The sequence below is a fragment of the Albidovulum aestuarii genome (genome assembly GCF_029961185.1).
In the GTDB taxonomy this organism is placed as follows: domain Bacteria; phylum Pseudomonadota; class Alphaproteobacteria; order Rhodobacterales; family Rhodobacteraceae; genus Albidovulum; species Albidovulum aestuarii.
This window is the reverse complement of the sequence record NZ_JASBQQ010000011.1, coordinates 31,194-48,659: the sequence shown is the minus strand read 5'-3', so window position 1 is coordinate 48,659 and position 17,466 is coordinate 31,194. Positions and strand designations below refer to the sequence as shown.

The 17,466-nt window shown below is 64.1% G+C and carries 20 protein-coding genes and 1 tRNA gene; 7 read left to right on the top strand and 14 right to left on the bottom strand.

Going from position 1 to position 17,466, the window contains the following annotated elements; all coding sequences use genetic code 11:
• Window positions 1-6 precede the first annotated feature (6 nt).
• From QKW60_RS19240 to QKW60_RS19210, 7 genes are all read right to left on the bottom strand, one after another.
• A complete protein-coding gene (locus QKW60_RS19240) occupies window positions 7-936 on the bottom strand; it encodes an AEC family transporter (RefSeq protein ID WP_282371220.1) in 930 nt (309 codons plus the stop codon).
• 21 nt (window positions 937-957) lie between these two features.
• Window positions 958-1,758, bottom strand: a complete 801-nt coding sequence (locus tag QKW60_RS19235; protein ID WP_282371107.1) for an MBL fold metallo-hydrolase — start codon at window positions 1,756-1,758, stop codon at window positions 958-960.
• Between the two features lies 1 nt (window position 1,759).
• Entirely contained in the window at window positions 1,760-2,566 is an 807-nt protein-coding gene (locus QKW60_RS19230; RefSeq protein WP_282371106.1) for a TatD family hydrolase, read from the bottom strand.
• Window positions 2,567-2,693: 127 nt separating this feature from the next.
• The gene (locus tag QKW60_RS19225; RefSeq protein ID WP_282371104.1) at window positions 2,694-3,824 is read right to left on the bottom strand and encodes a DNA polymerase III subunit delta'; all 1,131 of its coding nucleotides are present in this window, start codon (window positions 3,822-3,824) and stop codon (window positions 2,694-2,696) included.
• The gene (gene tmk, locus QKW60_RS19220) at window positions 3,821-4,432 is read right to left on the bottom strand and encodes a dTMP kinase (protein WP_282371102.1); all 612 of its coding nucleotides are present in this window, start codon (window positions 4,430-4,432) and stop codon (window positions 3,821-3,823) included. Before tmk ends, QKW60_RS19225 begins: the two co-directional genes overlap by 4 nt.
• Window positions 4,433-4,440: 8 nt before the next feature.
• A complete protein-coding gene (locus QKW60_RS19215) occupies window positions 4,441-5,610 on the bottom strand; it encodes a D-alanyl-D-alanine carboxypeptidase family protein (protein ID WP_282371101.1) in 1,170 nt (389 codons plus the stop codon).
• Between the two features lie 20 nt (window positions 5,611-5,630).
• A complete protein-coding gene (locus QKW60_RS19210; RefSeq protein WP_282371099.1) occupies window positions 5,631-6,677 on the bottom strand; it encodes an SPOR domain-containing protein in 1,047 nt (348 codons plus the stop codon).
• 243 nt (window positions 6,678-6,920) lie between these two features.
• On the opposite strand from QKW60_RS19210, the gene QKW60_RS19205 reads away from it, so the two are divergent.
• Window positions 6,921-7,010 (top strand) — tRNA-Ser (locus tag QKW60_RS19205).
• A gap of 58 nt (window positions 7,011-7,068) precedes the next feature.
• Here QKW60_RS19205 and QKW60_RS19200 read toward each other — a convergent pair.
• The 3 genes from QKW60_RS19200 to QKW60_RS19190 are packed head-to-tail and all read right to left on the bottom strand — an operon-like array spanning window position 7,069 to window position 9,663.
• Window positions 7,069-8,424 (bottom strand): ATP-binding protein, encoded by a 1,356-nt coding sequence (locus QKW60_RS19200; protein ID WP_282371098.1) that lies wholly within the window; start codon window positions 8,422-8,424, stop codon window positions 7,069-7,071.
• On the bottom strand, window positions 8,424-9,083 hold the full coding sequence (locus tag QKW60_RS19195) for a response regulator transcription factor (protein ID WP_282371097.1): 660 nt from the start codon (window positions 9,081-9,083) through the stop codon (window positions 8,424-8,426). Before QKW60_RS19195 ends, QKW60_RS19200 begins: the two co-directional genes overlap by 1 nt.
• Window positions 9,084-9,126: 43 nt before the next feature.
• On the bottom strand, window positions 9,127-9,663 hold the full coding sequence (locus QKW60_RS19190; RefSeq protein ID WP_282371095.1) for a PepSY domain-containing protein: 537 nt from the start codon (window positions 9,661-9,663) through the stop codon (window positions 9,127-9,129).
• 180 nt (window positions 9,664-9,843) lie between these two features.
• On the opposite strand from QKW60_RS19190, the gene QKW60_RS19185 reads away from it, so the two are divergent.
• Window positions 9,844-10,713: a hypothetical protein gene (locus QKW60_RS19185; protein WP_282371094.1), complete on the top strand. Its 870-nt coding sequence runs from the start codon at window positions 9,844-9,846 to the stop codon at window positions 10,711-10,713.
• A 101-nt stretch (window positions 10,714-10,814) separates the two neighbouring features.
• Window positions 10,815-11,084 carry a hypothetical protein gene (locus QKW60_RS19180; protein ID WP_282371093.1) on the top strand — a complete coding sequence of 90 codons (270 nt, stop codon included), beginning with the start codon at window positions 10,815-10,817 and terminating at the stop codon, window positions 11,082-11,084.
• Between the two features lie 220 nt (window positions 11,085-11,304).
• Here the strand turns inward: QKW60_RS19180 and QKW60_RS19175 are convergent, their stop codons facing one another.
• From QKW60_RS19175 to QKW60_RS19160, 4 genes are read right to left on the bottom strand one after another with little or no spacing between them, the layout of a single operon-like run.
• Complete coding sequence (locus QKW60_RS19175; protein WP_282371092.1) at window positions 11,305-12,573, bottom strand: molybdopterin-binding protein; 1,269 nt, start codon at window positions 12,571-12,573, stop codon at window positions 11,305-11,307.
• Window positions 12,570-13,064: a molybdopterin-guanine dinucleotide biosynthesis protein B gene (gene mobB, locus QKW60_RS19170; protein ID WP_282371091.1), complete on the bottom strand. Its 495-nt coding sequence runs from the start codon at window positions 13,062-13,064 to the stop codon at window positions 12,570-12,572. The genes QKW60_RS19175 and mobB overlap by 4 nt, the downstream gene beginning before the upstream one ends.
• On the bottom strand, window positions 13,061-13,666 hold the full coding sequence (gene mobA, locus QKW60_RS19165) for a molybdenum cofactor guanylyltransferase MobA (protein WP_282371090.1): 606 nt from the start codon (window positions 13,664-13,666) through the stop codon (window positions 13,061-13,063). The genes mobB and mobA overlap by 4 nt, the downstream gene beginning before the upstream one ends.
• Window positions 13,659-14,528, bottom strand: coding sequence for a formate dehydrogenase accessory sulfurtransferase FdhD (locus QKW60_RS19160; RefSeq protein WP_282371088.1), 870 nt, complete (start codon window positions 14,526-14,528; stop codon window positions 13,659-13,661). The genes mobA and QKW60_RS19160 overlap by 8 nt, the downstream gene beginning before the upstream one ends.
• Before the next feature lie 67 nt (window positions 14,529-14,595).
• On the opposite strand from QKW60_RS19160, the gene QKW60_RS19155 reads away from it, so the two are divergent.
• From QKW60_RS19155 to QKW60_RS19140, 4 genes are all read left to right on the top strand, one after another.
• Complete coding sequence (locus tag QKW60_RS19155) at window positions 14,596-15,102, top strand: DUF2478 domain-containing protein (RefSeq protein ID WP_282371087.1); 507 nt, start codon at window positions 14,596-14,598, stop codon at window positions 15,100-15,102.
• Window positions 15,103-15,228: 126 nt separating this feature from the next.
• Window positions 15,229-15,933 carry an ABC transporter permease gene (locus QKW60_RS19150; protein ID WP_282371085.1) on the top strand — a complete coding sequence of 235 codons (705 nt, stop codon included), beginning with the start codon at window positions 15,229-15,231 and terminating at the stop codon, window positions 15,931-15,933.
• Window positions 15,927-16,643, top strand: a complete 717-nt coding sequence (locus tag QKW60_RS19145) for an ATP-binding cassette domain-containing protein (RefSeq protein WP_282371083.1) — start codon at window positions 15,927-15,929, stop codon at window positions 16,641-16,643. Before QKW60_RS19150 ends, QKW60_RS19145 begins: the two co-directional genes overlap by 7 nt.
• The gene (locus tag QKW60_RS19140; protein WP_282371218.1) at window positions 16,643-17,443 is read left to right on the top strand and encodes an ABC transporter substrate-binding protein; all 801 of its coding nucleotides are present in this window, start codon (window positions 16,643-16,645) and stop codon (window positions 17,441-17,443) included. The genes QKW60_RS19145 and QKW60_RS19140 overlap by 1 nt, the downstream gene beginning before the upstream one ends.
• Window positions 17,444-17,466: the final 23 nt, after the last annotated feature.

The window sequence follows — 17,466 nt, the reverse complement described above, 5'->3', positions numbered from 1 at the left end:
ATCGGGTCAGCCGAGCAGGCTGAGCCAGACCGAGACGGTCACGACCGAAAGCGCGGTGGCGAAGAGGACGGCCGTTGCTGCCACCCGTTTGCCGACGCCGTACATATTGGCGAAGACATAGGCGTTGACCCCGGGCGCCATCGCGGCCGTGACAACGGCCGAGCGGAACGGAGCCTGCGCGAGGCCGAGCGATTGTCCCAGTGTCCAGGTGATCGTCGGGTGCAGGACCAGACCCACGGCGCAGACGAAGAGAACGGTCAAAAGGTCGCCCTCGGGCCGGTAACGCACCAGCACCCCGCCAAGCCCGAACAAGGCGGCGGGCAGGGCGGCGCGGATCATCAGGTCGATGGCCTCGGTCAGGACACCGGGCAGGGTGGTGCCGGACAGGTTGACCGCGAAGCCGAGCGCGATGCCGATCACCAGCGCGTTCTTGACCATCGCGGCGACCACGGCCTTGACGGTGGTAATGACCCCGGCGCCGCCATGCCGGGCGATCTCCATCGCGGTGATGCCGAGCGCGTAGCAGAAGGGTGAGTGCAGGGCGATGATCGCATAGTTCGCGGCCAGCGCATCCGACCCATAGGCGCGTTCGGTGATCGGCAGGCCCAAGAGTAGCGAGTTGGAGAAGAGACAGCAGAAGCCGATGGCCACCGCGTCGGTCCATGGGCGGCCGAAAAGGAACCTTGCGCCCAGAAGACCGACGAAGAAGCCCGTCGTGGCGCCGGTGTAGAACGATACCAGCAGGGGCCACTGAAAGGTCTGGTCGAGGTCAAGCGTCGAGATGGCGCGGAAGAGAAGGCAGGGGATCGCGAAGTTCTGGGTGAACTTCATCAACCCATCCACGCCCGCATCGCTGAAGGTCCTGAACCTGACGGCGAGATAGCCGAACCCGATGACCAGAAAGACCGGCAGCGTGACTTCCAGAAGTGTCTGGATCGGCAGGCCGGGCACCGGGACCTAAACCTCGTATTCCAGCACCATCCCGTCATAGGCGGCGCTGATATGGTCGGGGGTCTCGGTCTCCACCGTGGCGTGGTCGAGGTCAATATGCATGTTCGTCAGGACGCCGTGTTTCGGCCGGGCGCGCGCCAGCCATTCCAGCGTGAGGGCCAGATGGGCATGGGTCGGGTGCGGCTTGCGCCGGAGCGCGTCCACGATGAAACAGTCGAGGTTCTTCAAGTGACTGTCCCAGACCGGGTCCGGGATCGTCAGAACATCGGGTAGATAGACAAGGCAGCCGATGCGGAAACCCAAAGCGTCGATATCGCCGTGATCGACCTCGAACGGGTCGAATGTGATCCGCCCGCCGGGCCCGTCGATATGGACCACGCCCCTTATCGTGTGCAGATCGCAGATCGGCGGATAGGAGGAGCCCTCGGGCTGCACGAACGCGTACGCGAAGCGCGACATCAGCGCCTCTTGCGTCGGCGCGTCCGCCCAGACCGGAACTTTGCGGCGGTTGAGGAAGACGAGCTGGCGCAGGTCATCGAGCCCATTCACATGATCTGCATGGGAATGGGTGTAGAGGACGGCGTCGAGATGGTCGATCTCCGTCTTCAGAAGCTGCTCGCGCATGTCGGGCGAGGTGTCGATGAGGACGCGGGTGATGCCCTCTTCTCCGATCCGTTCAACCAGCATGGAACAGCGGGTCCGCCGGTTCTTCGGGTTTTCAGGGTCGCAATCGCCCCAGAGCCCGCCGATGCGCGGCACGCCGCCGGACGACCCGCAGCCAAGGATGGTGAAGCGCATGAGCGCCATGTCAGGCCGCCTTTGCGGCAGCCGCCGCCTTGGTAAAGAGCCGGTCGAAATTGGCCTCGGTCCGGGCCGCGAAGTCCTCATAGCTGAGGCCGAAGATCTCCGCGCCCACTTTGGCCGTATGGGCGGTATAGGCCGGTTCGTTGCGCCGCCCGCGATGCGGTGGCGGGGCCAGGTAGGGCGCGTCTGTTTCGACAAGGATGCGGTCGACTGGGGCGTTCGCGAAGATGTCGCGCAGTTCCTGGCTTTTCGGGAAGGCAGCGATACCGGACATGGAGAGGTAAAAGCCGAGGTCCAGCGCCGCGCGGGCCAGATCGGGGCCCGAGGAATAGCAGTGCATGACGCAAGCGTAAGCACCGTTCCGGTATTCCTCGGTCAGGATGCGGGCCATATTCTCATCCGCCGCGCGGGCATGGATGATGAGCGGCAGGCCGGTTTCACGCGCGGCCGCGATATGGATGCGGAGTGACTGCTGCTGCACCTCGGCGCTGTCGGCGGTGTAGTGGTAGTCGAGCCCGGTTTCGCCGATACCGACGAATTTCGGGTGACGGGCCAGCGCGACAAGGTCATCCACCGTGGCCATCGGTTCTTCCGCCGCGCTCATCGGATGGGTGCCTGCCGCATAGAAGACATTGGCATGGGTTTCCGCAATGGCGCGGACCTGCGGTTCGTTCTTCAGCCGCGTGCATATCGTCACCATGCGATGGACGCCTGCCGCGTTGGCGCGGGCGATGATATCGTGCAGTTCCCCGGCGAAATCGGGGAAGTCGAGATGGCAGTGGCTGTCGGTGATGAGCGCGGGTCTGGTCATGGCCTGCCTTTAGCGCGTTTTTCAGCCGAGGGGAATGCGGGGACGTGCGGAAATGGTAGGGCGGGTGCCCCCACCCCCATCCCCTCCCCACGAGGGGGAGGGGAGGCGCTCCGGGTCGGTGTTTGGCCTAAGCGGAGAGGGTATCGCGCGCGGCCTCGTCGATCTTCAGCACCATGTCGAGGATCAACGCGGCGGGGTCGAGATTGACGGCGCGGCCGTGGCGGGCCCGCGCGCCGAGGCTTTGGCTGAGCTCAGCCCAGCGACGGCCTGCTGCGGCATGGGGGGCGAGGAGGGACAGAAGCTGGGCTTCGCCGGGCGCGGCCTCTAGCCCGGTCGTGCCGGTTGCGCCCGTGCGGGCGAGGCGGGCGAGGAAGAGGTCCATGAGGTCGAGGAGGAGCGAGAGCTTTTCCTCGGCCCCGCGTTGCGCGGCGCTGTCGGCGAGTTTCAGGGCCTGCGGCCGGTCGAGGCGCGGAAGCGTCGAGAATAGCCGGACGATGGCGGCGTAGGTGTCGAGCCCGTCGAGATTGGTCAGCCGTATCGCCTCGCCGACGGAGCCGCCGGCAAGGGTTGCAAGGGCCGCGCCGTTGCCCGCATCGGCCCCGGCGGCGGTCATGGCTTCGGTGAGGGCGTCGGGGTTGAGCGTGGTGAGCCGCAGTTCGCGGCAGCGCGAGCGGATCGTCGGCAGAAGGCGCGACGGCTGGTGCGAGATCAGCAGGAAGGTGACGCCGTGGGGCGGTTCTTCCAGCATCTTCAGAAGTGCATTGGCTGCGGCGGTGTTCATCTCATCCGCCGGATCGACGATGACGGCGCGGCGGCCGCCATCGGTGGCGGAGAGGTGCAGGAAGCTTTTCATCCGCCGGACTTCGTCCACAGTGATGACGGTCTTGAGCCGCTTCTTGTCGTCGTCCCAGGCACGGCGAAGTGGAAAGAGCCGTGGTTCGGAACCGGCATGGATGCGGCGGGCGACCGGGTGGTCGGAGGCGATGTCGAGCGATGCCGGCGCCGGGGTCGGGTCGCCGAAAAGGCCGCCGCCGTCGTCTTCTGGCGTGGCCAGAAGGAAACGGGCGATGCGCCAGGCGAGTGTCGCCTTGCCGACCCCACGCGGGCCGGTCAGGAGCCAGGCGTGGTGGAGCCTGCCCGAGTCGTATGCGTCCAGAAAGGTGGCTTGGGCGGTGTCCTGCCCGATCAGCCGGGCCGTGTCGCGCGGATGCGGTGCACCTTCGACCCGGTCGGGTTCTGGATAGCCCTCGTCGCTCATGCCAGCGCCCTTTCGGCGATGGCGGCGACCTCCCCGGCGACGGTTTCTGGCGGGCGGTTGCCGTCGATAACGCGGCAGCGGAAGGGGAATTCGGCCGCAAGCGACAGGAACCCTTCGCGCATACGGGTCTGCAGGTCAGCACCGAAATCCTCGAACCGTTCTTCGGTTCCGTTGCGGCCCTTGGCGCGGGCGAGGCCGACCTCGGGGTCCATGTCGATGATGAAGGTCAGATCGGGTTCGCGGCCGATCATCATCTGGTGCAGCCGGTCCACCGTGCCGCGCAGATCGCCGCGCGAGAGACCCTGATACATGCGGGTGCTGTCGGCAAAGCGATCGGAGATGACGACCTTGCCCGCCTTCAGCGCAGGCTCGATCACCCGCTCCAGATGGTCGCGGCGGGCGGCGGTGAAAAGGAGGATTTCCGTCTCGGCCGACCAGCGGTCGGGGTCACCCTCCAGCACCAGACGCCGGATTTCTTCGGCACCGGGAGAGCCGCCCGGTTCGCGGGTCAGGACGACATCACGACCGGCTGACCGCAGGTGATCGGCCAGCATCCGCGCCTGGGTCGATTTGCCGGACCCGTCGATCCCTTCAAAGGTGATGAACATGCCGCCGGTCAGCTTTGCATCTCTGCGACTTCGGCCATCACGCGCTTGGCAAGGATGCCGAAGGCGGTGCGCAACCGGCTGGTGAAGCCGCCCTTCGGTACGGCCTGCTCCGCCACAAGCGGAACGGTCACCATCGGAATGCCCGGGATGTCGATCTGCATCTCGGCCAGCTTCTGGCCGTCCTCGATCGGCGCCTCGATCGGGCTGGAAAAAATCACATTCGCTTTCAGCGTTTCCTGTGCGAGCGACGGCAGCAGCAATTCGACATCATCGCTGACGACAAGACCGACTTTCGTCGCCTCACCCAACCAGACATCGGCCTCGGCGATGCGGGTGCCTTTCTGGGCGACGGTCTTCTGAACGAATTCGCGAAAGGCCCAGTTGGCGATCGCCTCGGCCTCCTGCGCACGCTCGGCCTCGCTTGCCATGCCGGTGAGGACGAAGACGATGCGACGGCCGTTCTGATGTACGGCCGAGCCGACGAGGCCATAGCCCGCCTCGGACGTATGGCCGGTCTTGAGCCCGTCCGCCGTCCAGTCGCCGCTGCCGCTGGTGCGCAACAGCGGGTTGCGGTTGCGCGAATTGGCGGGAACCCGATCCTTGTAGTTGTAGTCCGTCATCGCGAAATACGGATAGAAATCGGGAAACTCGGTGATCAGGCGCGTGGCTATGAAGCCGAGGTCGCGCGGGCTCATGCGCTGACTGGGATCAGGCCAGCCCGACGCATTCGCAAAGGTCGACTGGGTCATGCCAAGATCCTTGGCGCGTTGAGTCATCAGCTTGGCGAAGTTTTCCTCGGAACCGGCGAGGCCTTCCGCGACCACGACGCAGGCGTCGTTGCCCGAGTTGATGATGATGCCGTGGATCAGCTCTTCGACGGTGGGACGGTCATCCGGTTTCACGAACATCTTCGACCCGCCCATCTGCCAGGCCTTGGTCGAGACGGAGAATGTCGTGTCCATTCTGGCCCGTCCGTCCTTGAGCGCCTCAAAGAGCATGTTCAGCGTCATCAGTTTTGACATCGAAGCGGGCGGCAGGGGGGCGTCCGCGTTCTTTTCCAGGAGAACCGTTCCGGTCGTCATGTCATAGACCCAGGCTGCCTGCGCGCGGGTGTCGAACGCATGGGCCGGAATGGCGATAACGAGCCCGAGGAGGAGCGCGGCGAGGTGGCGGAACATCTGAGACCTCAGTACTTTGCTTATTGCGTCACGGGATAGGCGTCGGCAAAGCCGGCTTCCTTGACCCGGGCGAGCAGCGCGTCGCGTTCGGCCACCGAGGCTGCGGGGCCGATGAGAACGCGCCAATAGGGTTTTTCGTTGCCCTGTTCACGGATGATCGTGGCCGTCAGACCGGCGGCCTTCGCCTTGTCCGCCGCCTTGTTGGCATTGGCCTCGGCGGTGAAGGTGGCGATCTGGATGTAGGAACGTTTCAGCGTCGCCGCCGGGGCGGTGGCGCTGAGCGGTTCGCCCGCCTCGGCGCGGTCGATGGCGGCTGCCGCGCCCGCGATCGGGTCGAGCGGGGCCTGTTCGATCTGGCCGGAGGTAATGCCGCCGGTCACCGGTGCGTCGAGCGCGGGATCGGCTTTCGGTTTCTTGCGCAGGAACCCGAAGAGGCCACCCGACTTCTTCTTCGGTGCGGGCTCGGCCACGGGGGCTTCAGTGGCGGGTTCGGACGGGGTTTCGGCAGCGAGTTCGGCCGCCGGAGCGGCCGCTGCCGGGGCTGCGGCAGGCGCAGTTTCCGGGGCGGAATCGACAGTGGCGGCCTGGACCTCGGCTTCCGGTTCGCCTGATTGTTCGGCTTCGGGCGGAGGCGGCAGCTCTACCTCTTTGCGCCGCAGGGCCACTATGCTGAGTTCGGCGGGCTGGCCCGCCAACATGCCAAGTTCACCCGCCGCATCCGAGGAAACCTGAATGCTGGGGCCCGGATTGTCGCGTTCACGCCGGAACAGCGCGCCGGTGATAGATTTGCCGTTCGCCGCGTTGCGAATGACGACACGTTCCGGATCGGTAACATCGGCATGGGCAACCCAGACCCCGCCAAGCGAGGGGCGTCCGTCCCAGAGGCCCTTGGCCGTCAGTTGGAAGACATCGGGGGCTTCTACCTCGGCACCGACGGCAATCGCCCCACCGGCCGGCTGCCCGGTTGCTGGTCCGGAGGATTGCGCCGATGATCCGGTCTGCTGGCACCCGCCAAGCGCAAGCGAAAGCAACGCCGCCCCGAGCCACGCCAATCCCTGCCTATTCATGCTCGCCCCCGATTTTGCACGCGCTGTGTGTCGTGCTTGTCTGCCTAATTTTTTTGTACGGCAACCGACCCCCTGACTCGGATCAAATCGGTCGTATTACCCCAAGAACATGCGGTGTTCCGCGCCTGATTGTTTATTGTAGCGGTTCGGCACCTTCAAGAAAAGGCTGCGCCGGGCCTTGTTGCGGAAATCAGCCATGTACGTCTTTCAGAATCGCGATCGGCAGGATAAGGCCAGTTTGCCGGAAGCGTGGCCGAGTGGTTGAAGGCACTGGTCTTGAAAACCAGCGACGGGGAGACTCGTTCGTGGGTTCGAATCCCACCGCTTCCGCCAAATGGTACTATACTTAGATTGCAGACCACTGCGGGCAGATGGTTCTGATACTGACGGATTACTCGGCTTCGGACGCGCCAAGACCGCGGCGGGCGGGGACCGAGAATGTGACCCGCAGGCCGCCCAGATCTTCGGACTGCGACAGCGCGATGCGGCCGCCATAGGCGTGCATCAGGTCGGCAGCGATGGCGAGGCCGAGCCCCGTACCCGGCATCGAGGTATCGAGACGTCCGCCCGAACGCAGCGCTTCGCGCCGGCTTTCCTCGGGGATGCCGGGGCCGTCATCCTCGATCGCGAACCATATGTCATCGGGCGACTCGCCGCCGATGACGCGAACCGCTTTTCGTGCCCATTTGAACGCATTCTCCAGCGTGTTGCCGAGAATTTCTTCGAGGTCCTGCGCATCCATGGGGATATGGATGCGGTCCGAGAGGTCAACTTTCAGGGACTTGTTCCTTGCGTTGGGCATCGAGCGGAAGAGGCGCGCCAGGCGATCCACTGATTTGGAGAGCCGGGTATGCGTCTTTGTCGTCGCACCGGTATTCTCGGCGCGGATGCGGGCAAGCGAGCGCTGCAATTGCGCATCCACGCGGTCGAGCGCTTCCTTTGCGCGGTCAAGATCACGCCCCTGACTGGTCAGCGCGTCGAGTTCATTGCGCAGGATCGCCGTGGGGGTTCTGAGTGCATGCGCGAGGTCCGCCGCCTGCCTGCGGCCGCGTTCTACGATCTCGCGGTTGCGGTGCAGGAGCGTGTTGATATCGGTGACAAGCGGCGCGACTTCCTCGGGGTAATCGGCCGGGTCCAGAGTATCGTTGCTGTCCCAGCGGTGCGCCACATCGTTGCGCAGCTTGTTGAGGGGACGGATTACGGCCGACATCTGCAACATTGCGCCGACAACACCGAGGGCACCTATGAACGCAAAGGTGGTCAGCAGGCTTTGCCGGATCTGGTTCCGCTCGGAATTCAGCGCCTCGAGCGACTCGGCCACCGCGACGGTCCACACAGAGCCGTCGTCAAGTTCGACCATGCTGGAAATTCCACGAAGATTACTCTCGGGACCCGGCCCGATCCAATATCCGGGTTCTTCGGTCGCCGCCGGAGGATGGTCGAGCAACGCATCGAACAGCGACCGCGAAACGACAGCGGTACCGTCGGCCGCAATGACCTGCCAGTAGCGCCCAGAATAGGTGCGTTGATAGGCCGGATCCGTCAGCAGTTCGTTCATAAGATCGGAATCGCCGCCGCTGTTGCCAAGGGCCGACACGACCTGAAGATAGCGTTCCCGCAACGCCGTATCAAAACGCCGCAGGGTCAAGGCATCGAAGAAGTAAAAGAGCGCAACGCCGCCGATGGCGACGATCAAACCGGCCCAGAGCAGTCCGCCGATGATCGCGCGCTGCCGTAGTGAGCGCATCAATCGGTATCGATCATGTAGCCGCGGCCGCGAACCGTCTGAATGAAGTCGCCGCCAAGTTTCTTTCTGAGCCTTGTGATGAATACCGCGATCGTATTGGAATCACGGTCGCCGTCATATTCATAGATGTGGTCCGACAGCTCGGTTCGGGAAACCAGCCGCCCGGCATTGTGAAAAAGGTAGGACAGTACGGCGTTTTCCTGCGCGGTCAGTTCGACGGGAAAGCCGCTCTTGGCGACCCGTCCGTTGCGGGTGTCGAACTCCACGTCGTCCTTGCGGAAGACAGGGTTGGAGACGCCGGACTTGCGACGCAGCAAGGCGCGGATGCGGGCCGACAATTCCGCCATATGGAACGGTTTTGACAGATAGTCGTCTGCACCGGCATCAAGCCCATCCACCCTGTCGGTCCAGCCATCCCGGGCGGTCAGGATCAGAACGGGCGTGTTCACGTTGAAGGTACGCCATTCCTTGAGCACGGACAGCCCGTCTTTCTTGGGCAGGCCAATATCAAGAATGATCACGTCGTAAGGTTCGTTGGACCCGCGAAAGACGGCCTCCTCGCCATCATGCACAACGTCGACAACCTGTCCCTCGGCGGTCAGAGCCCGTTTGATTTGGTCGCAAAGAACCGTTTCGTCTTCGGCAATCAGTATACGCATGGCTTGTCCCGGCGAGGTCTGAGATCAGTGCGGTATTGATACACTACTTATTGCCGTTACCGCCACCGTTACCACCACCATTGCCGCCGCCATTCCCACCACCGTTGCCGCCGCCGTTTCCACCGCCGTTTCCACCGCTGTTGTTTCCGCCGCTGTTTCCGTTTCCGTTGCCGGAATTGCCGTGACCCGGATTGGCCTTGCCGGAATTGCCCACGCCGGTCTTCGATTTACCACCCGGATTCGTGCGCGCGGCCTGGCGCACTGCCTTGGCGCTGGCGGATGCGCCGGGCAGGGTCTGACCCGTCGCGGCATTGACGACAACGCTGGCAAGTTTGCCGTTCGGCTGCATCACCAAAACATGATAGTAGACACCGTCGGATTCAAATGCCCTTACATCCACAGGTTCGCCGGAGACGGTTCTTGCAACAGATCGCAGAATGTTCTTCAGGCTTTGGCTCTGTCCGGCCTGCACACTTTGACGCAGCTCTGCCTGGCTGAGTTCGCGCACACCAGCAGTCTGCGCCGGAAGGGGCGTCAGAGTCAGGGCAATAAGACCCACTGCAAGCATGCGTTGTTTCATGTTCATCCCGTAACAAATACGCAGTGAATGGGGCATGAATAGGGTGTTGTCATCCGGTTCAATGCCAATGTGGTCCTCTTTTGGGCAACGATGATCCGATTCGTCAGCCGTTGTCGCCGAATTGCGAAGCTGGGGTTTCTGAACCCACTCTTTGGCGAATGCAATGTAATGAGGACACCAATGACATTCACACCTGCGAAACTGCTCAAAGTCGCCTGTTTCACCGTCGCCTCGCTCGGGGCGGTGGCATTCGTAACCGCAATGGCGATGCCCGATGCAGCCTATGCCAAGAACGGCAATGGTGGTGGCAACGGCGGTGGAAAGGGAGGCGGCAAAAGCGCCGACAAAGGTGGCAACGGCAAGAGTGTCGGCAAAGCTGGCGGCAAAGGCGGTAGTGCGAAGAAGAGTGCAAAGCGCAAGACTGCCGCCAAATCCACCAAGATTGTAAAGAAGACGACCGCTGCCTCCGCCGTTCCGGGTGAGCCGCTGCATCCGAGCGAGTTGGGCAAGTGGAACGCCAAGAATGCGAACCAGGCGGCACTTGATGCGCATATCCGCAACCAGAACTTCAACGGCACGATCGGTGCGCTGTCGCAATACCAGTTGGCCGCAAAGGCTGCCGCGGGCGAGGAACTGACCGAGGACGAACAGGCCGCGCTCGACTCGCTTCTGGGCGAGCGTGAGCCGGTGGAAGTGTCGGATCAGGAACTCGAGGATATGCTGAATTCGGATACGGTCGAGGGTGATCCGGAATATTCGGTCGAGGGCGGCGTGGTGTCGTGCAGCGCAAACTGCGACGACGCCGATGTCGAGGCGGCACAAAGCATTGCCGACGCGGCGGCCGAAAGCGCTCAGGATGAGGCTGATCAGGCCGCACTGGACGATCTTCTCTCGGATTCCGAGGCGCGGATCGTCGATGAATCCAACAAGGAACTCTCGCCCGAGCGCACCGAGGATCTTCTCGATGAGCTGGCTTCGGCCCTCGGTGTCACCCGCGCGCTTCCGGTCGAAGAGGAGGAGGCACCGGCAGAAGAACCCGTGGCAGAGTAACCGCCCCGAGGTAAGAACGGCCCCCGGTTTCAACGGTCCGGGGGCTGATAAAAACTATAAAAAACAATAATATACTTGTGAGGAAGGGCAGTGCAGACTTCGTGCTGATGAAGAAGGGGAAGTACGATATGCCACTGTATTGGATCATTGACCGTCTCGCCCTTGTAACGGCGATCGGTTCATCTTCGACGCTGCTGCTGCTGCAGCAACCCGAAGCGTCGATCGCGGCGCTGACGATCTGGCCGCTGACCCGCGGGATAATTTCGGTTGTGGACGTTTTCTTCGTCTTCTTCACGGATCAGCCTTTGGTCCGGGCATCAGAGCGCCGTGAGACCTTGGGCAATCGGACCCCGCAGCAGATTGCAGATTGAACGACCAGTCTTGCCGCAGGTTGGTGCGGTGAAGATCGGTACGAAAGGCCCGCATTGCGGGCTTTTTCGTTTTGACCGTACATAGCTGGCACCGGTTTCGATGCCGTCGTGACAATGGTGTTGTCGGCGGTCCCTCTGGTCGGCTGGTTCCTGGCCGGACCGTTCTCCGCTCTTTCTCGTCGGCCTGTCGGCTCACGCAGATGATAGACATGCCTGAAGCTTAGAGCCCGAATCCCTGATAGGGCAGGAACCGTACCGGATCGCCGGGCTGGATGGTCAGCGCCTCGTCTGGCAGTTCGACGAGGCCGGTGGCCCAGCTTAAGCCGCTGATCCGGCCCGAGCCTTCCGAGGCGAAGACCTCTGCCCGCCCATCCGCGCCGATCCGCGCGCGGAGATATTCGCGGCGGCCGGCCTTCTTGGATTTGGAGAACCCGGCTTGCAGGGTCATGGCCAAGGGCTCGGCCCAGCCAGCGCCGGACATGAGACTGATGGCGGGGCGCGCAAAGATTGCCGCGCAGACGAAGGCGGCGACGGGATTGCCCGGCAGGCCGAAGACCGGCACCCCGGACCAGAGCGCAAGCGCCAGGGGCCGCCCGGGTTTCATCGCGATGCGCCAGCTTGTCAGGTGGCCGCGGGACTGCAGGAGGGCAGAGACGTGATCCTCATCCCCCGCCGACGCCCCGCCCGAGATCAGGATCACGTCCGCCTCCGCCGCCCCGCGGTCGAGCGCGGCGGCGATCAAAGTCGGGTCGTCGCGGACATGGCCGAGATCGACCGGCACCGTGTCCCACGCGGCCGCCATGGCCAGAAGCATCGGCCGGTTGGCGTCATAGATCTGGTGGGGTTCGGCCTGGTCCGCCGGGCTGCCGACAATCTCGTCCCCGGTTGACAGTACGCCGACGCGGAGCGGCCGAAAAACTTCGACAGTCGAGATGCCAAGGGCGGATAGCAGGGCAAGGTCCGACGCGCGCAGCCGGTGCCCGGCGGTCAGTGCCACCGCGCCCTCGGTCACATCCTCGCCCGCCTTTCGGGTATTGGCGCGGGGTTTCACCGGACCGTCGAAGGCGACCATTGCGCCGTCGGTCGCGCAATCCTCCTCCAGCACCACCGTATCGACGCCTTCGGGCAAGATCGCCCCGGTCAGGATGCGAATCGCCTGCCCCTGTGGCACGGCCCCGTCAAAGGGCTGCCCGGCGGCGGCTCGGCCCGCAACCAGCGGCAGGCGCTGGACGCCCGTACCGGTCGCGGCATGGGCAAAGCCATAGCCGTCGACGGCGGAATTGGGCCGTGGCGGGTTCGACCGCCGCGCGATGCAATCGGCGGCCAGAACCCGGCCGGACGCTTGCGACACGGGCAGGGTTTCGGTTTGCGCGATCGGGGCGAGGGCCGCGCGCAGCCGTTCAAGCGCGTCATCCACCGGCACCCATTCCACGCCCTGCGGCATGGCAAAGCAATCATCTCGAAGGCGGGGTGGGATCAGATTGCTCACAGCCCGACCTCCTTCAGGATGAAATCCGCGATCGCGGTGATGTCATTCAGATCGAAGACCGGCACAGCCAGACCCGTGGGCACAGTATCTGAGGCCACTGCCCGCACCGTCGGATTGTCGGGCGCAAGCAGGGGGCGGCCGGTTTCGGCACGATGGGCTTCAACCTTCGGATGGCTTTCGCGTTTGTAGCCCTCGATCAGCACCAGATCGACCGGGGAGAGTTTTGTCAGAAGCTCGGCCAGAGGCGGCTCAGCCTCGCCGCGCAGTTCATGCATCAGTGCCCAGCGGACGGGCGAGGCGACCAGTACTTCGCACGCGCCCGCCTGACGGTGACGGAAACTGTCGCGGCCCTCATGGTCGATCTCGGTCGCGTGATGGGCATGCTTGACGGTCGAGACGCTGAAGCCCCGCCCGGTGATCTCTTCCACCAAGCGTTCCATCAGCGTGGTCTTGCCGGAGTTCTTCCAGCCGGTGACACCGTAGACCTTCATAGGGTCAGCCTTTCGGCTTCGGCGATATCCTCGGGGGTGTTGATGTTGAAGAACGGGTCGAACGGGTCCGAAGGAAACTCGGCAATGCCCGCTTGGTGGCGGTCGGTCCAGAGGACGATCTTCCTAAGCCCTCCTTTAAGTGCGACGCGCAGATCATCGCGCAGCGCGACCGGCCAGAGGCCGAAGGTCGGGTGCTGCCAGAGCTTGCCGGTATCGTCCCTGCTGGCGGCCAGCGCGAGGCCCGTTGGGCCAGCTGCGGCCTTAAGCCGGGCGACCAGATCGGCGGGAAAGAACGGCGTGTCGGCGGCGACCGTAACGATGGAATCGGCCCCAAGCCCCGCCGCCCAGTCGAGGCCGGCAAGGACACCGGCCAGCGGGCCGGGATGGTCGGGCAGGCTGTCGGGCAGGACGGGCAGGCCAAACTCGCCAAACCGCGCCGGATCGCCATTGGCGTTGATCGCAAGGGGTGCGCATTGCGGGTGAAGTCGGCCGATCACCCGGTCGATAAGCCGCTCGCCCGCCACGGATTTCAGCCCCTTGTCGCCGCCGCCCATGCGGGTCGCCTTGCCACCGGCGAGGATGACGCCGGGAGTACTAGTCATCGACAGCCCCCTTGCGCCGGTGTTTGCGATCCTCATCCTCGCCGGTCAGCGCGGCGTCGCGGATCAACCGGTTCTCGCCGGAGAGGCAGACGAACCTTTGTCCGCGCATCCGGCCGATCAGGGTCAGCCCCACCTGCCGCGCGATCTCCACCCCCCAGGCAGTGAAGCCCGACCGCGAGGCGAGGACGGGGATGCCCATCTGGGCAGTCTTGATCACCATTTCCGAGGTCAGCCGTCCGGTCGTGTAGAGGATCTTGTCGCCCGGCGAGACGTTGTGGCGGAACATGAACCCCGCGATCTTGTCCACCGCGTTGTGGCGGCCGACATCCTCCATGTAGACCAAGGGCCTGTCTTCCTGGCAGAGCACGGTCCCATGGATAGCCCCGGCTTCGAGATAGAGCGAGGGCGTGGTGTTGATCTCTTTCGCCAGCTTGTAAAGCCAGCTGGTGCGGACCTCGGCATCTGGCAGCACCAGCCCCTCCAGCCCCTCCATCATGTCGCCAAAGACCGTGCCGACGGCGCAGCCGCTGGTGCGGGTCTTCTTCTTCACTTTTTCCTCGTAGGAGGTGGCGCGCTTTGTGCGCACGACGACCGTTTCGATCTCCTCGTCGTAATCGACCCCGGTCACCACATCGTCGGCCTTTAGCATCCCCTGATTGCGCAGGAAGCCGAGCGCCAGATAGTCGGGATAGTCGCCGATGGTCATGGCCGTCACAATCTCCTGACTGTTTAGGAAGATCGTCAACGGTCGCTCCTCCACCACCGCGATTTCGGTCGCCGCACCGGTCTGGTCGGTACCGGTGACGCCGCGCGTCAGGCGCGGATCTGCGGGGTCGGGAAGGATCGGCAGGGCAGGGGGCATCGGGTGACTTTCCGTTTCGGCCTGCATCTTGTATTTCGGCGGAAGGGGTTTCAAGGGGATGCGGTTGATGCTCGGCTATGTCATCGCGGAAGGACGCGGCGCGGCGGACCGGGTGCTGGCCGAATTGGCCCGGCGCCTGCATGACGAAGGTTGGCCGCTTGCGGGCGCCGTTCAGGTCAATTCCGAACGCGGAGAGATGCATCCCTGCGACATGGACCTGCATGTGCTGGCTGCTGACCGGATCGTGCGGATATCGCAGAACCTCGGGTCGCTCGCCAAGGGATGTAGGCTCGACCCGTCCGGCCTGGAACAGGCCGTCGGCATGGTCGAGGCGGCGCTGGACGCAAAGCCCGGGCCGCGCCTTTTGATCGTCAACAAGTTCGGCAAGCAGGAAATCGACGGGCGCGGCTTCCGCCCCGTTATCGGCCGGGCGCTGACGGCGGGTGTACCAGTCCTGACGGCGGTCAACAGCGCCAACCTGCCGGGGTTCGAGGCCTTCGCCCATGGGCTGGCCGAATCCCTGCCGCTGGATTTCGATGCCATTCTGGACTGGTGCCACCGCGCGGTGGAATAAGCACTCTAGGCCCGACCGGCCAAAGTGGACAAAATGTCCCTCTGAAACGTCACCTTGTCCGTTTTCAGCCCCATAATGTCCCTCTATGGAGGAAGGGAGATTCGCAACCGGCGGGGCGGCTGAGGCATGAACGATATCGTCGAGGGGCTCTGGCAAGCCGCAAGGCTGGTCATCACGCTCGACCCCGGGTTGGCCGAGATTACCCTGCGATCCTTGCAGGTTACGCTGACGGCGACGGTGATCGCCTCGGTTCTCGGGTTGCCCATGGGCGCCTGGATCGCGGTCAACCGGTTCCGCCTGCGCCGCTTCGCCATTGCAATCCTGAACGCGCTGATGGGATTGCCGCCGGTTGTGGTCGGGCTGATCGTCTATGTTCTGCTGTCGCGCTCGGGGCCGTTCGGGGTCTTCGGGCTCCTGTTCACGCCCACGGCGATGATCATCGCGCAGGTGATCATCATCACGCCCATCATCGCCTCGATCTCGCATCAGGCGATCCGCGAGCTCTGGGCCGATTACCATGACCTGCTGATCTCGCTCCATGCAACGCGGGCGCAGCGGATCAAAACGCTGCTTTGGGACGGGCGGCGGGCGCTGATGACCGCCGCACTGGCCGGGTTCGGCCGGGCGATCGGCGAGGTTGGCGCGATCATGATCGTCGGCGGGAATATCGACCATGCGACACGGGTGCTGACGACGGCGATCGCGCTGGAGACGGGCAAGGGCGATTTCGGGTTGGCGCTGGCGCTGGGCTTCGTCCTGATCGCGCTCGCCATCGCGGTGAACCTCGCTTTGCACATGCTCTCGGGCACCGAAAGGGGCAGCCGATGGTAAGTGCGATCCTGCCCCTTGTCCTCGAAGACGTCGAACTGCGCCGACAGGGCAAGCGTATCCTCGGCCCGGTCTCGCTGACGCTTGAAGGTGAGGGGATCACGGTCGTCATGGGGCCGAACGGGGCGGGCAAGACCTCGCTTCTGAGGGCCATGCATGGGCTGGAACGGATCAACAGGGGCCGCGCGGTCTGGCAGGGCGGGGCCGAGGAGGTGCGTGCCCGGCAGGCCTTTGTGTTCCAGACCCCGGTCCTCATGCGGCGCAGCGTTCTGGACTGCATCGCCTATCCGCTGATCCTTGACGGTGTGGAGCGGAAGATGGCGCGCGCGCGCGCCGAGACGGCCGCCAGTCAGGTTGGCCTTGATGTGACACTCACCGCCCCCGCCAGCGTTCTGTCGGGCGGCGAGCGGCAGAAGATGGCTTTGGCCCGCGCGCTGATCCGCGCCCCCGAGGTTCTGTTACTTGATGAGCCCTGCGCCAATCTCGATCTGCATTCGACCGCCGAGATCGAGCGTGTGCTGATCGCTGCCCGCGACCGGGGTACGCGCATCGTCATGTCGACCCACAATGTCGGCCAGGCCCGCCGCCTTGCCGACGATATCCTCTTCCTCTTCGATGGCCGGTTGATCGAGACCGGCAGCGGGGATGCGTTCTTTGCCGGGCCGGAAACGCCGGAAGCCATGGCCCATATCAACGGAGACCTTTTACCATGATGTTCAAGACCGCCTTTGCCGCCCTGTCGGCGCTCTGGCTTGCGACTGCGGCCGGGGCCGAGGAACTGAAGATGGCCGTGACGACCTCGTTTGCCAATTCCGGGCTGGCCGAGGTGCTTTTGCCTGAGATTCAGAAGGATACCGGGATCGAGGTGCAGCTGCTGGTCGTCGGCACCGGGCAGGCGCTGAAGCTCGGCGAAGCCGGCGACGTGGATGCGGTTCTGGTACACGCCAAGGCCGCCGAGGAAGCCTTCGTGGAGGCAGGGCACGCCACTCACCGGCGCGAGATCATGTACAACGACTTTATCGTCGTTGGACCTGCGGGCGACCCTGCCGGTGCGAAGGCCGCAGGCTCGGCATCCGAGGCTTTCGCGCTAATCGAAGAAGCGCAGGCCCCCTTTGTCAGCCGGGGCGATGACAGCGGCACGCACAAGGCCGAACTGAAGATCTGGGCCTCGGCCGGGATCGAGCCTGCGGGCGACTGGTACAAGGCCGTCGGTCAGGGCATGGGCGCGGCGCTGAACACGGCGGCCGGAATGGATGCCTATATCTTCGCCGACCGGGCAAGCTGGCTCAACTTCGACAACAAGGCGGGCTTGGATTTGCTCTTTGAAGGTGATCCGGCGCTCTTCAACCAATACGCCTATCTGCCGGTCAATCCCGAGAAGCATGCGCATGTGAAGGCCGATGCCGCCAAGGCGCTGGAGGACTGGCTGGTCAGCGACAAGGCCAAGGGCCTGATCGAAGGCTACCAGATCGGTGGCCAGCAACTCTTCCACTTCAACGCGGAAGCCATGTGAACAGTCAAGTAATGTGGGTTTAA